The organism is Flavobacterium sp. PL11 (assembly GCF_035985025.1).
Lineage (GTDB): Bacteria > Bacteroidota > Bacteroidia > Flavobacteriales > Flavobacteriaceae > Flavobacterium.
Window position 1 is genome coordinate 21,277 of sequence record NZ_JAXCIA010000031.1, and the last position, 15,221, is coordinate 36,497.

8 protein-coding genes are annotated in these 15,221 nt (G+C 31.4%); 2 read left to right on the top strand and 6 right to left on the bottom strand.

The genetic code is table 11. The annotated features are described in order from the left end of the window. Positions 1-362 precede the first annotated feature (362 nt). From RCH18_RS13820 to RCH18_RS13835, 4 genes are all read right to left on the bottom strand, one after another. On the bottom strand, positions 363-2,714 hold the full coding sequence (locus RCH18_RS13820; RefSeq protein ID WP_326937354.1) for an OmpA family protein: 2,352 nt from the start codon (positions 2,712-2,714) through the stop codon (positions 363-365). An 18-nt stretch (positions 2,715-2,732) separates the two neighbouring features. After that, positions 2,733-3,668: a PorP/SprF family type IX secretion system membrane protein gene (locus tag RCH18_RS13825; RefSeq protein WP_326937355.1), complete on the bottom strand. Its 936-nt coding sequence runs from the start codon at positions 3,666-3,668 to the stop codon at positions 2,733-2,735. A 13-nt stretch (positions 3,669-3,681) separates the two neighbouring features. Further along, positions 3,682-6,033, bottom strand: coding sequence for a gliding motility-associated C-terminal domain-containing protein (locus tag RCH18_RS13830; RefSeq protein ID WP_326937356.1), 2,352 nt, complete (start codon positions 6,031-6,033; stop codon positions 3,682-3,684). A 1,076-nt stretch (positions 6,034-7,109) separates the two neighbouring features. Then, positions 7,110-8,321, bottom strand: a complete 1,212-nt coding sequence (locus RCH18_RS13835) for a hypothetical protein (RefSeq protein WP_326937357.1) — start codon at positions 8,319-8,321, stop codon at positions 7,110-7,112. A 136-nt stretch (positions 8,322-8,457) separates the two neighbouring features. Between RCH18_RS13835 and RCH18_RS13840 the strand changes: the two genes are divergently transcribed. Next, a complete protein-coding gene (locus tag RCH18_RS13840; RefSeq protein ID WP_326937358.1) occupies positions 8,458-10,272 on the top strand; it encodes a hypothetical protein in 1,815 nt (604 codons plus the stop codon). A 559-nt stretch (positions 10,273-10,831) separates the two neighbouring features. Here RCH18_RS13840 and lysS read toward each other — a convergent pair. Next, positions 10,832-12,529, bottom strand: coding sequence for a lysine--tRNA ligase (lysS, locus tag RCH18_RS13845; RefSeq protein WP_326937359.1), 1,698 nt, complete (start codon positions 12,527-12,529; stop codon positions 10,832-10,834). An 843-nt stretch (positions 12,530-13,372) separates the two neighbouring features. Between lysS and lipB the strand changes: the two genes are divergently transcribed. Continuing rightward, positions 13,373-14,074, top strand: a complete 702-nt coding sequence (gene lipB, locus RCH18_RS13850) for a lipoyl(octanoyl) transferase LipB (RefSeq protein WP_326937360.1) — start codon at positions 13,373-13,375, stop codon at positions 14,072-14,074. Positions 14,075-14,234: 160 nt separating this feature from the next. Here lipB and RCH18_RS13855 read toward each other — a convergent pair whose 3' ends face one another. Continuing rightward, positions 14,235-14,912: a ribonuclease HII gene (locus tag RCH18_RS13855; RefSeq protein WP_326937361.1), complete on the bottom strand. Its 678-nt coding sequence runs from the start codon at positions 14,910-14,912 to the stop codon at positions 14,235-14,237. Positions 14,913-15,221 lie beyond the last annotated feature (309 nt).

Consider the following 15,221-nt stretch of genomic DNA (forward strand, 5'->3'; position numbering starts at 1 on the left):
CTAGATGTTCGTTTTTTAAATACGACATATTAATGTAAGTACCTTATAAATAGAGGACTATAATCTTCATAATAAATAAAACGTACCTCTAAGCATATTCTCTATTATATTTTTTTAAATCTATGTCTTGTTGCCAGATAAGATTGATAAGAACTTAGCACTATTTCATTTAATAAGGATTAAAATGAAAGTACATAGTTATTCGGCCTACGTTTGTATAAATTATCCTTACGGATAATTATTATATTATATTTTCGCATCACAAGATTCAAATTAAATAGTAATTATTTCTATAATTCAGGATATAAGTTAAAGTAATTGATAAGCAAGATTTATGGTTTTATAAATTATGGATTAGTCAATTACAGCGGTAAGATTTGATTTCCTTTTAATTTCACAACAAATAAATTTGTTATTCCCTTTTTTGTTAGCGTTGTTTTATAGTCCTGAGCGTCTTTAACATTTATAAATGTACCCGAGAAAAAACGAGTAAATCCATCTTGATATTTGTAATTAAAAATTGGAACTTTAATATTATTAAAAGAAGCGTTATCTGGCTTTATTAAAGCTCCCACTTGTACAGAATAAATTAAATTTGATCCCGTAAAGTCATAATATTCGTTACTACTTATTAGCGAATTAGATAATGAAATTACATTATCATTTTTCATAACTGAATTAGTTGCTTTATTTCTATTTTCTGAAACATTATTTATAATACTAGCGTTTTCAAATGAAGCATCTTCATTATCACTGACCACGATAAATTCTGATCTTCTATTTAACTGGTGATCTTCTTCGGAGCACACTGTACCATAAACACAATCATTTACTAGCTGGGTGTCTCCGTATCCTCTTGCTTTTAATCTTGATCTTTCAATTCCATTTTTGATAAAATAGTTTAAAGTAGAAAGTGCTCTTTGTCCTGATAATTTTAAATTATAAGCTCTTTCTCCTTGGCTATCAGTGTGCGATCTAATATCTACTTTGATCGTTTTATTGATCTTAAGGAATGATATTACTTTTTGTAATTCGACTGCAGCATCAGGTCTTATATTTGTTTTATCAAAATCAAAGTAAATAGGATCTAATTCTAAATATTTGGATAAGTCATCTCCATAAGTAATACTTTCTCTTCCCAAAAGTTTTCCTTTTTGAAGTGCTACATCATACTTTATTTTTTTTTCAAATTGTGAATCAGCGTTAATTGTTTTTTCAGATGTTTGAAAGTCTTGATATGAAAATCTAATGTTATATTGTTTATTACAATCTAAATCAAATGCATACTCTCCTTTTTCATTTGTAGTTATAGTTTTTACAAGCTGTAAATTATCTTCAAAGAGTTGTACTGTAACATTATTTAATCTATTCTTAGAATTTTTATCAACTACTACACCAGAAAGATATTGCTTGCATGAGGAAACTAAAGCAGAAGATAATTTAAAACTGTAAATATCATCGGAGCCAAAGGCATCTTTTCTGTTAGAGGAAAAGAATCCTGTATTATCATCTGTGTCTAAGATCAGAGAAATGTCATCAGTAGTACTGTTTATAGGTGATCCTAAATTAATAATTTCATTGACAACTTCATCATTTTTAAGTTCAGTTACAAATAAGTCAAATCCTCCCAAACCATTATGACCATCTGATGAAAAAAATAATTGATTTTTCTTTGATATAAAAGGATAGGATTCACGTGCAGCTGTATTTATTTTATTACCTAGATTTCTGGGTATGCCATAAGATCCATCCCCATTAATATCTACTACAAAAATATCCGACATTCCAATAGTTCCAGGCATATCTGAAGAAAAGTATAATTTTTTCTCATCAGGACTTAATGCAGGGTGCGCACAAGAATATTCGTTGCTGTTAAAAGGAAGTTCAACAGGAATTCTCCATTTTCCCTCTTTATTTTTAGTAGATACAAATATCTTTAACAAATTCACTCCATTTGAATTAACCTTATATTTATTATTATTAAAATTATTTCTAGTAAAATAAATCGTGTTTGCATCATTAGTAAAAGTAGCTGAAGATTCATGATATAATGAATTTATTTCTTCACTAAATCTTTCAACTTTTGAATCTAAAATATTGTCTTTTTTTATGAGAACCATATATAAATCAGAAAATGGTTCGTTATTCCATTTGTGAATTTTTTGGCTGGATTTACTTTTATCTTTTCTATTCGATGAAAAGACAAGGCTAGATCCATAGTATGATGGAGAATAGTCAGAATTTACTGAATTAATAGCTATTTTCTCAATACTAAATTTGTTTTTATTAAGTGCTATTATATCATTAATATTCTTTAGATCATTTCTTTTATCATTATTAAAATTAGGGTCCGTGGCTAGATAATATTCTTGAAGGATTTTTTCGGCTGCTTCGTACCTTTTGTTACTTTTCAAAGCCATAGCATATCTAAAAAGATATTCTGGCTCTATTTTTTTTTGAAAATTATATAAATTTTCAAACCACGGAAGGGCATTCAAGAGATCATTATTAAAGTAATATGAATCACCAAGTTTTTTATAAATGTTCTCTGACTTATATCCTGATTTTACAACTTCAAGATATACCTCACGCGCATCAACAAAAGCAAAATTTGCAAACTTTTTATCGGCTTCTTTTATGGCTCTCTCAGTTTGACAATACGACTTATTGATTGTCAAAATAAAAATCATAATTAATATACTTAATCCTCTCATTTTCTCTCTTTTTATGAATTAAAATATTCTTGGATTTAAAATCCTTAAACTGGTTGGTTTTAAATTGATTTCATAACGCACAATAAATTCGGCACTACCTGAATTGACATTTGTAAAATCTGTAGTATCGTAATCATAAGCGCAACCTATCATAAACGAATCTGAAAGTTGATATCCTAGTAATCCGCTAACTGCAGCATCCGGTCTATAGCCTAATCCTATAGTTAATTTTTGATAAAGTAAAAAATTAGCTGAAAAATCCAGTTGTAGTGGAGCTCCTATAACTAGTTTTGATAGTGCCGTAGTTTTTAAAAGTGTATTCGGCGAAATATTGAAATTATATGCTGCTGACAAATAATAATTTCGTCGTTCAGAGTTAATATATATATTTTCAAGTGACTGTGAATATTCTTTCTCCAAGACATTTGGTACGCTAATCCCCAAAGTTAAATTTGATGTGTTATACATTAATCCAAACCCAATTTGCGGCGATGTTGCATCTTTAAAACTTAGAAAATCAGGATCAGTTTGATCTTCCAATTTTAATTTATTTTTATCTAAACTGTATCGCTGTAATCCAACCTTCGCTCCAAATGTTAAATTTGATTTCTGACCAAAGATTGTATATGAAAAGTCTCCGTTAATTGAAGTATTATTTGTTAATGCTGTCGCATCACTCGTTATATTTATGCCTAAACCTATTTTTCCGTTGTTAAATGGCGAATTTACCGAAAAAGCGTCTGTAACAGGAGCGCCTTCAAATCCCAGCCATTGTGACCTATGGATAATAGTAGCGCTTAATTTGTCTCTATGGCCTGCAAAAGCAGGATTTATTGCACTAGGATTATACATATAATTCGTGTACTGAGGCATTTGTTGGGCAAGCATTACATTTCCTTTTAGAAATGTAATGAAAAATAATAGTATAATTTCCTTTGAATTTAAAATTCTCATGTTTTTATTAACTTTAGTTGATATATAAATACCCTGAAATTTGTTTTTGTTGGCCGCCTGTTTTGGTAAAATCTAACTTATAGTAGTAGGTACCACTTGGTAAGTTTTCATTTTTTTGTACAGTAATTCTTCCTCTACTTTTTCCGTCAAAATCGTTTTGGTAATTTACTGCGTTAAATACTTCCACTCCCCATCTATTAAATATTGATAACTGATTGTTTAGTAAATTGTTAATTCCTACAATGACGAAATAATCATTTTTCCCATCGGCATTTGGAGAAATTCCATTGTAAATAATTATACCGTTGTCATTAGAATCGTAAGGATCTGTTCCATTAACATACTCATCATAATTATTTACTCCATCATCATCGCAATCGGCTTTTTGCCAAATCATATTTGAAATATCATATCCGGTATAACCTGCTATTTGTTTTGGGCTACAGGGATCATATGGATCTGTGTTATTTATAACTTCAATACCATTAGGTATTCCATCACCATCACAATCAGAATTTTTCCATGATAAGTTATTGGTATTGTATCCTTTATATCCTGGTACATTTGCAGGGTCGCAGGCGTTAGTAGGACTTGTACCGTTCTTGTTTTCTGTTCCATCACTTATGCCATCGCCATCTGTGTCAGCTATAAAAGGATTAGTACCGATTTTAATTTCTTGTCCATTTGTAAGACCGTCTCCATCGCAGTCAGATGTTAGCCAAATTTGATTTGTACTATCATAGCTTGTATTGTTCGTTGAGGGTAACGGCGAACAAGGATTATAAGGATCGGTATTGTTTACGATCTCATTACCATTTGTAATTCCATCTCCATCGCAATCCGAAATTTTCCACATGGCATTTGATGAATCGTAAGCTTTATATCCTGCGACTTGTGTCGGACTACAAGAATCTAATGGATTAAACGTATTGGTAACTTCTATTTTGTCATTAAGACCATCTCCATCTGTGTCAGCCACAAAAGGATTAGTGCCGATTATAATTTCTTGTCCATTCGTAAGGCCGTCTCCATCGCAGTCAGCTGTCAGCCAAATTTGATTTGTACCGTTATAACTTTTATTGGTAGCTAAAGGTTGGGGCGAACAAGGATTATAAGGATCAGTATTGTTTACGATCTCATTACCATTTGTAATTCCATCTCCATCGCAATCCGAAATTTTCCACATGGCATTTGATGAATCGTAAGCTTTATATCCTGCGACCTGTGTTGGACTACAAGAATCTAAGGGATTAAACTTATTGGTAACTTCTGCTTTGTCATTAAGGCCATCTCCATCTGTGTCAGCCATAAAAGGGTTAGTGCCAATTATAATTTCTTGTCCATTTGTAAGACCGTCTCCATCGCAGTCAGATGTGAGCCAAATGGCATTAGTTCGGTCATAACCACTATATCGTGGTTCTTGCATAGGAGAGCAAGGATCATAAGGGTCTGTTTTATTAATCAGCTCCTGTCCATTAGTAATTCCATCCCCGTCACAATCAGACTTCTGCCATGACATGTTAGTAGCGATATATCCTTTGTATCCAGGTGCATTTTTTGGATCGCAAGAATTATTAGGGTCAGTACCATTATTAACTTCAATTTGATCATAAATACCGTCGCCATCGCTATCTACCTGAACATAAAACCCAGAAGGAACTGTAGCCGACGTTTGATCCAACATTACAGTAATATTAGTAGGGTTCACTCCTTGAATTTGTACAGTAGTAGCTTTAGGAAACTCAGGACCAGTTATATTGACCTCTACCATCGCCAGACCTACTCCTACTACAACAGACCAGTCTCCTGAAACATTAGTAACAACGTTGTAGGTATTTCCATAAAAGTCAGTGACTTTTATTGGGACATTAGCTATTCCAGGTTCTAATGGGGTGTTTTGTTGCCCATTTGCGTTTTTATCATTATAAATTCGGCCAGAAACTTTACCAACATAAAAGAAACCATCATTACCTGCAAAAATAGTTTGTTTAGAGATAGCTGTTATTGTATTAGGATCTTTGCCTTCAGTTTGAATTCTGCCTGATAATGGTGGTAAATCATTTTGATCTATAGTTACAATTGTACTGCCAGCAGGTGTTGATGCAGACCAATTTCCTGATGAATTTGTTGTGACAATTTGAAAAGTACCATCGCTCTGATTTAACAGGATATCAACATTATTTAAGTTAGGCTCGCTTGAATCTTGCTTGCCATTTCCATTAGTGTCGCGATAAACATGTCCTGTTAAAGTGGCATCTTGTACAAGAGTCTTTTTATCAGAAGCTTTCGATTTGCGAGTTTGTGAAATAGAAAAATGTGAAAATAAAAGTAAGCACAAAATCAAAAAGTATTTATATTTAATCATTTTTAGTTTGGTATTAATGTTTTAAGTGTTTAAATGATAACTTATTTCAAAGTCAAAAAATTCCAATTTTATTTTGGCATGCTGTTAAAAATAAATAATTCTCCGAATTGTTTTATTTTTATTTTCTTAAAAATTAAGTAATTTATATGAGGGTATTTCTTCAAAAGTAAAAAAATTTATTAATAAAAATATTGTAATTTTCTATTTTTTTTAAATATATTATCAGAAAAATATGTTTAAAACACAAGTGTTGTTGTTTTCTTTTCATTTATAAGCAATTTGTAATTAATATGAATTTAAAATTGCTAATTATTAACAAAAACCAAAATAGATAAACAAATTATTAATTAAGAAATAATATTTAATTTGTCTAAAAAATAACGTTATCGACAAATTCCTTAAAATTAGAATTTAGCAAAATCAGAACTTTCTTGTTAAAAAAATTATAATAGACGACTAACGCGCTTTAAAATCCTAATTTAATATTGAAATTCGATAATTGATATTGGCAAAAATACTCCTATATATTATTATAAAAAATAGACGAGATATAGACAAACAAATAAATACATAGACAAACGGCAATAAATAGAGTGTCGAACATTAATTTTCCCGGTTTTTTGTATCTCGCTATTTATTTGTAATAAATTATTTCTAAGCCTTAGATATAATGTAAGTAGTGAATGAAATCTATTAAAACTCAAACAATACTGATTTTAAAAGTTGAAATTGTTGTAATTCTTATACTAGCTCACTTTAATAGTTGCAGTTTATTTAAGTAATTATATGAACCTCCGCTTATTACCGAAAACTAACCTTCTTACAAATTATTTTAATACAGTTCTTTAGTCAAAATTCATTTTAAAAAAAGCTTCAAATGTTTGAATAATTTCGTGGCTAGGCAATTGTATTTTTAAAATAGCAATTTTATATTGTAGTGAATTTAATTATTTACGAAAAAGAAGTAAAAATAGCGAATCCGAATTCTTTTTAATTAGAACGTTATTTACATTTATCAGTAAAAAACGATTAGTTAAAAATTATCAAATGGACTCAAAAATAATTTAGAGAGAAACTTATTCTTTAACAGCGAAATATGTAGTAATGGAAATACCAAATAATAGTATAATTGCTGCTCCAAATAAAAGCATATTAACATAAGGAACTGAAGGAAAACCGAATGGGAGTAATCCTTGAAGCGATAAAACCAACTCGTTTAGAAACACTCCAATTACAAAAATAAGTAAACCAACTTTTATTTTTTTAGTCAAAATAATAAAATGATTGGCAAAAATATAAAAAAGCAAAAACAATGAGATGATTGCAAGGAGAACTAAATGTAAATAAGCAATAATAATAGGTCTAAAAGAAGACGCGATTTGGCTAAGATATGGAATGGTAGAACCAAGTTGAAGCAAAAATTTTAAGCATAACGCTAAACAAACAAATATCAGAATTGAACGCAGCAACAAATCTGTGTTTTTAAAAATAGGTTTGTGCGCTTTTATAACAATGGACAACAATTTAAACCAAACCAAAACTTGAATAACAGCGCCAATAATTGCCAAAATATAAACCCAATCTGGAATTTTTAACCACAATAAAGACAAAATGTAAGCGGGAAAACATATAAATGTAAAAAGCTTAAATGATAGATTATAAAATGAATTAGCTGTTTTTTTTATATTTAAATATGAAAATAGCAATCCCACACAACCAAAGAAAAACCAACCATTGTACTGAAAATGTAGAAAGTAGTATATCGATGCTAATTTTAAATCTTCATTAATACTTTTAGTTGCCATCATAAAAGCGAGGTAAAACGTGCCAATCGATGAAATAATATTAAATAAAAGTGCAGCTTTGAACCAATTTATAGCTATTAAATTTGAATCTAATTTTTTTAAATCCTTAATAAAATAAAATCCAAAAGCATAAGATACAAGAATGGAACCAGTTGAAAAAAATATGGAAATCATCGCATATCCTTGCAATATAAAGAAAATAAGCATTCCGTAGGAGCAAATTAGATTCGCAATAAGTACCGTTTTATAAATTCTTAAGCGGGAGTGAGAGACCTTTCCTTCAAGTAAGAATATCATTAAAGTCATTATCGTATGAGTGATCCATCCAGAGAAAGCAAAATGAGAATGTGAATGTAGGAGATAGGTAAAATCAAAGTATGTAAATCCAAAACTAATCTTAGAGCGCATCAGTAGCCCAATAACGGCAACAAGGCAAAGATTCAGTAAAGAAAATTTCAACCAGAACTGTAGGTTTATTTTCATTTGTGATGTAAGCTAATCATTTTTTGATTTTGATAGGCTAAGGTATTTCTATAAACTCCAATACTTTATGACATTTATCAGTTTTTGTTTAAATAAGTTTCTCCAATTTTGTACTTTATTTAATAAACTATTTTAGATGACAGCAATAAAACCAATTCATACATTCCACATTCCCGTGATGGGACTTGCCTACACCATTGATAGTCCAATACGCGTGGCAAAATACGGAATATCATCTGTGATTTCAATTATGGATGATGAACTTATCGAAAAAATGAATGCTTTTTACAGTGAGAAATTTAACATTCCTTATCAAGAAATCACCCAAAAAATACATGACTATCGCGCAGAAAGAATTACTTCCTACTTAAATTTAGTAGATAAAATAGTTAAAGATAAATTTGATAACTTCAAAACAGAATTATCAGATAGTAAGATAGCATTACAAAATTATATTGCCATGTTGCCTAATACATCAGGTATAAAAGCAGGATTGCAGAATTTATTAGAAGATGGTTGTGCCGTTAAAAATACTATAAAAAATTATTTAGAGGAACATTTATACGCTGGCGATATAGATGTGAACATTATGACAAAACTAGATAAAGATAATTTTATAAAGGAGGAGCAATTACCAATCGCTTTTAATGATGCACATGCGGCGTTACGGGGTTTTGCAAACAGCACTTTGGAATCATCAGTTGTTTTGTCTGCGGGTATGAATCCACGATTATACAGTTACTTTGAAAATTTTCCTGCATTTTTCCCTGATAAAACTAACATATTGAAAAAGAAAATTACTCTTAAAGTCAGTGATTTTCGATCGGCAATGATTCAAGGAAACTTTCTTGCCAAAAAAGGATTATGGGTTTCTGAATATAGAATCGAATCAGGTCTTAATTGTGGTGGACATGCTTTTGCAACTGAGGGTTTTTTGTTAGGTCCTATTTTACAAGAGTTCAAAGATAAAAAAGAGCAATTAATTCAATCAGCACATGGGTTGATGGTTAGAGCTTTGGGACAAAAAGAAATGCCAATTCCAAGCCAGCCTTTAGATTTAAAAATTACGGTGCAAGGTGGTGTAGGAACAGCTGAGGAGCATGATTTTCTTTTAAATCATTATAATGTAGATTCTGTGGGCTGGGGTTCTCCGTTTTTATTAGTGCCAGAAGCAACTTCGGTGGATAAGCATACTAGAAATTTATTAGCTGGAGCCAAAGAAGAAGATTTGTATTTAAGTCACATTTCACCTTTAGGAATTCCGTTTAATACCTTAAGAGGAACTACAAATGAGGTGTTAAAGCAGAAAAGAATTAATGATAACAAAGCAGGTAGTTCCTGTCCCAAACGATTTTTAGCATTAAGTAAAGAATATGATGCCAAAGGAATATGCACATCTTCAAAAAAATATCAAGATTTGAAGCTGCAGGAATTAGAATTACAAAAGAATTCTTTATCTGTAGCAATTTTTGAAAAGAAAAAAAACAGTATTACTGAAAAAGCGTGTCTTTGTGTAGGTTTAGCTAACGCTTCTTATCTAGAAAATGATATAAAAGTAAAAGGTCAAGCACAAGGTGTAATTATTTGCCCTGGACCTAACATGGCTTATTTTGATCAAGAAGTTTCACTTTCAACCATGATTAAACACATTTATGGACAAACCTCTATATTACGAGTTGAAGAGCGACCTAATTTATTTGTCAAAGAATTAAAAATGTATTTAGATTATTTGAGAAATGATATTGAATGCATAACTGATGAAATTACAGCAGGACAAATTAAGAAATGGAATGCGTTTAGAAATAATTTGTTAACGGGAATTGGATATTATGAAAATTTACTTTCAGATATTTCCTTTTTCAAAACATCAAAAAATGAAATTTTACAGCAGTTTGATTTTTATAGATTAGAATTAAATAAAATTGAAATTCCAGTAATGCAATTGTCGTAACAAGATTTGTTATTTTTCTAAATAGAGGACTTGCACATAAATTATGTTAGCTCAGAAATATTTAGGTAAACTATCTATTTTAAATTTGCATCTTGCAAAGATTTCTATTTATGAATTCAATAATCATACGCTATAAGCCAGTGATTTTAATATTTTAGTATATTATTGATTAGAAATATGGTTTAAAATTGTTTTGTCTCGAGGCAATCGACCTGCTGGTATTATCAACTCGAGTATAACTTAATCTTAGCGTAATACTTAATTATGCTTTACAATATATCTGTTTCTGGGTTTACTATTAAAAGTAGCATCGTTAACAGATGTACTATAACAGATAGCATTTAATAAACTCTTAAGTTGTTTTCGAAAAACGTCTAGGGTTTTATCAAATTATAAATTAGATTTTAAATTTAAAATTATTTATGTTAAATCAAATTAACATAATAGTAAAATTTTTCAAAGGCAGTATCATCTAAATTACATCAAAAATAAGCAATTGTCCATTACAAAAAAGGAGTCTCAACTGAGACTCCTTTTGTATTTAATCATTTTAGCAAACTTAAGCTTTCAGTCTACAAGCCTTTACATCACCTTCAACCACAACCTCAGTCAAACCAAGAGCTGATAAGTTTTTCATGGCTTTGTCCCATTTTTTCCCGCTTAATTCTGATTTGGTTTTTAGTACTCCAAATTCCATAACATTAGAATTAGCTTGCAAAATGGAAACAATTAATTTCTCGTCTTCCTCTAGTTGCACTTGTTTTTTCTCTGGTCTCATTTGTGGAAACAACAGTACTTCCTGAATCGAAGCATTATTTGTTAAATACATAATCAAACGATCCATTCCTATTCCCATTCCTGATGTTGGCGGCATTCCGTATTCTAATGCTCTTAAGAAATCCTCATCTATAATTCCAGTGGCTTCATCATCTCCTTTTTCAGCCAGTCGCATTTGGTCTTCAAAACGCGCTCTTTGATCAATTGGGTCATTTAGTTCAGAATAGGCGTTTGCCACTTCTTTTCCACAAACCATTAATTCGAAACGTTCTGTCAATTCGGGATTATCGCGGTGCTCTTTGCACAATGGCGACATTTCCTTTGGATAATCAGTAATAAAAGTGGGCTGAATATAATTCCCTTCGCATTTAGCACCAAAAATCTCATCAATCAATTTACCTTTACCCATAGTTGTATCAACATCGATTCCCATGCCTCTTGCAGCATCAAAAAGTTCCGTTTCACTCTTTCCAGAAATGTCAAAACCAGTAAAATGCTTGATAGAATCCGTCATAGTAACCCGAGCGTAAGGTGCTTTGAAGCTAATTTGGTGTTCACCAAAAGTAACATCCGAAGTTCCATTTACCGCAATTGCACAATATTCCAGCAGTTCTTCTGCAAATTCCATCATCCAGTTGTAGTCTTTGTAAGCTACATATATTTCCATAGCAGTAAATTCAGGATTGTGCGTTCGATCCATTCCCTCATTTCGGAAATTTTTAGAAAACTCATAAACGCCGTCAAAACCACCCACAATCAATCTTTTTAAATACAATTCGTTGGCAATACGCATATACAACGGAATGTCAAGCGAGTTGTGATGCGTAGTAAACGGTCGCGCAGCTGCTCCACCCGCAATAGGTTGCAAAACTGGAGTTTCTACTTCAAGATAACCGGCGTCATTAAAAAAAGTACGCATGGCGTTAAACAATTTGGTACGCTTAATAAACGTTTGTTTTACATGCTCATTTACTGTTAAATCCACATAACGCATTCTGTAACGCAGTTCCGCATCGTTGAATGCATCGTGCACTTTTCCATCTTCATCTACTTTTGGCAATGGTAATGGACGCAAGGTTTTACTCAAAAAAGTAAATACATCAACGCGAATACACTGAGCGCCAACCATAGTGGTAAATAATTCCCCTTCAATTCCTATAAAATCACCTAAATCAGTTAATTTTTTAAATACCTGATTGTACATCGTTTTATCATCACCAGGACATAAAACATCGCGGTTCAAATATAATTGAATTCGTCCTTCACTATCTTGAAGTTCAGCAAAACAAGCTTTTCCTTGGTCACGAACACTCATCAATCGCCCAGCAACAATCACCTTTTTACCATCTTCAAACTGTTCTTTTATCTGTTTCGAAGAGTGATTTACAGGAAAAAGATTGGCAGGATAAGGATTGATTCCTAAGTTGCGTAAAGATTGAAGTTTTTCTCTTCGGATAATTTCTTGTTCTGATAAGGCCATTTTGTGCTGTTTTTAAGAGCGCAAAGATACTATTTAAGTTGCAAAGTTACAATGTAACAAAGGGGCAAAGGATTTTAGATTTTTTGAAGCAGAATATTTGTTTTTCTTAAGACGAGTTGTCCCGCTATTCGCTCTATCTTTTTATAAGCTTCCAGCCTTCAAAAGGCTGGAAGCTTATAAAAAGGATGCCGCTGCTATCGGGGCTATGCTAGTCCTTTTTCTTTTTCAAAACACAATTAGAAATAGTGCAAACCATCTATATTTGGTTAACAATAAATACTTTAGGTTACCAAGTAAATAAAACAGACTTTACTGTTTTTAATGTTATTTTCAAAAAAGTTCTAAAGTTCCAAAAACCCTTCATTAAGCCAAGACAGAACTAGAAAAATAGAAATTGTCAAACATAGCAACGAACAAAGTTAAGTTATGGAAACAAATTATTGTCGTAGTTAGCTGTTGTAGTTTAATTGCTTATATGTTCTTAATTTGGCACTAATCAACCATCCTTTAACCTTATAAAATTCAAAACTTAGAAAACATCATATTGAAAACTTACATGGTTTATATGGAAAAAAATAACGACATTATTTTCTTCTGATTACTTAATTGCAATTGACAGCTCAAAATTATTCTAAAGAAGAAATCTTTCAGGATATAATTATGCTTTTAAAGGTATTATTGTGAAATATTCGGATCCATTCTGCAAATTACTGGCGTTTTTAAACGAATAATGAAAATTATAGATGCACTTAACTTGATTAAAGTTTAATTAAATTCAACTTCATTATTGATTCTCGAAAACTTTGTACCTTTGCGCTCAAAACCTTCGCGCCTCATAAAAAAATGAACAAAACCATCCAACTTCAAGATTTAGGCAATAAAGACTACAAGACAACTTGGGAATACCAAGAAGAATTGTTTAAAGAAATTGTTGATCTAAAAATTAGGAATAGGAGAGAGGAATTAAATCTGCCAACACCTAATTATTTCCTTTTTGTACAACATCCCCACGTTTATACATTAGGAAAAAGCGGTGATTTAAGTAATTTATTGCTGTCAGAAGAACAATTAGAAGCTAAAGGTGCTACTTTTTATAAAATCAATCGTGGTGGAGATATTACCTATCATGGACCAGGACAAATTGTAGGATACCCCATTCTTGATTTAGAAAATTTCTTCACTGATATTCATAAATACTTACGATTGCTAGAAGAAGTAATTATCCTAACACTCGCTGAATACGGAATCATTTCTGGCAGAAGCGTTGGCGAAACGGGAGTTTGGTTGGGTGCAGGAACACCGTTTGCGAGAAAAATTTGTGCCATGGGCGTGCGTGCTTCCCGCTGGGTTACCATGCATGGCTTTGCATTAAATGTCAATGCTGATTTGGGTTATTTTGACAATATCATACCTTGTGGTATTCGCGGAAAAGCAGTGACTTCTTTACAAGTAGAATTAGGTGTTGAAAAAGTAGATGAAGAGGAAGTGAAATCGAAAATCCTTCAGCACTTTAAAAATTTATTTGAAGCCGAGATTATATCTTAATTACAAAGCCCGCTAAGAAATCACGAATCTCATTTTGTACTCTATTTTTGCTTTGAAGAATTAATTTATACTTGATTATACTTCGATGCATTCATTGTCGATCTTTTTTATATTGTTCTCTTTCCTCTATAAAGGCTCTAAAATGCAAGAGTGAATAAGATTAAATTTCCAATTTCAACTGTTCCGGTAGCAATTTAAAACTCATACGGTGATATTTAGTAACTCCATATTTTTTTATGGCTTCACGATGTTCTTTAGTGGGATAACCTTTATTTTTTTTCCAGTTATACATAGGGAATTCCTCGTGAATAGTATTCATATAGTCATCACGATACGTTTTTGCTAAAATAGAAGCTGCGGCAATACTCATATATTTCGAATCTCCTTTTACAATGCAGCTATAAGGAATGCCATTAAAAAAATTGTCTTGGTTGATAGAAAATTTCTTTGCTTTATTTAAAACATTACCAGTCGTTGGACAAATTAAAGGAATATGGTTTATCGAAGTATTTCCATCAACAATAATATATTTCGGCTTAGGATTTAATCTTACTATACATTGCTGCATTGCTTTTATTGAAGCATTTAAAATGTTTATCGAATCAATTTCTGAAGCATCTATATGGGTTAACCAAAACGCAATAGCTTGCTCTTCGATTATGGGTCTCAGCTTGAATCGTGTTGCTTCATTTAACTGCTTACTGTCTGTCAAAATTTCATTTCTAAAATTGACAGGAAGTAGTATTGCTGCTGCTGTGACTGGTCCTGCGAGGCAGCCACGACCCGCTTCATCCGTGCCGCATTCTAAATTTTCTACATGAAAAAAAGGAAGTAACATAATGTATTTTTTACTACAAATAACGAATATTTTAAGAGTAAATTTTCACTACTTCTAAAAAATTATAGGTTCTTCGCTTAAATTAGTGGAATATTAAAAACTTAGCTAATTTTGGGGTATGGAATTAGATGGATTAGGAGTTTTGCTAGGGGTTAAATCTCCATGGATTTTAAAAAAGATAGACGTTCAACATCATACTCAAGTTATTGATGTTTTGAGGTCAGTAGTTACGAACATATAATTTTAGATTGATATATTTTTTCTGACTTGACCATTCTGACTATCAAATTATTAAATATTGTTTCTTTG

Coding starts and splice junctions, on each gene's coding strand:
- RCH18_RS13840 (WP_326937358.1), top strand. CDS start 8,458: ATGACAGCAATAAAACCAATTCATACATTCCACATTCCCGTGATGGGA.
- RCH18_RS13820 (WP_326937354.1), bottom strand. CDS start 2,714: ATGAGAGGATTAAGTATATTAATTATGATTTTTATTTTGACAATCAAT.
- RCH18_RS13830 (WP_326937356.1), bottom strand. CDS start 6,033: ATGATTAAATATAAATACTTTTTGATTTTGTGCTTACTTTTATTTTCA.
- RCH18_RS13825 (WP_326937355.1), bottom strand. CDS start 3,668: ATGAGAATTTTAAATTCAAAGGAAATTATACTATTATTTTTCATTACA.
- RCH18_RS13855 (WP_326937361.1), bottom strand. CDS start 14,912: ATGTTACTTCCTTTTTTTCATGTAGAAAATTTAGAATGCGGCACGGAT.
- lipB (WP_326937360.1), top strand. CDS start 13,373: ATGAACAAAACCATCCAACTTCAAGATTTAGGCAATAAAGACTACAAG.
- lysS (WP_326937359.1), bottom strand. CDS start 12,529: ATGGCCTTATCAGAACAAGAAATTATCCGAAGAGAAAAACTTCAATCT.
- RCH18_RS13835 (WP_326937357.1), bottom strand. CDS start 8,321: ATGAAAATAAACCTACAGTTCTGGTTGAAATTTTCTTTACTGAATCTT.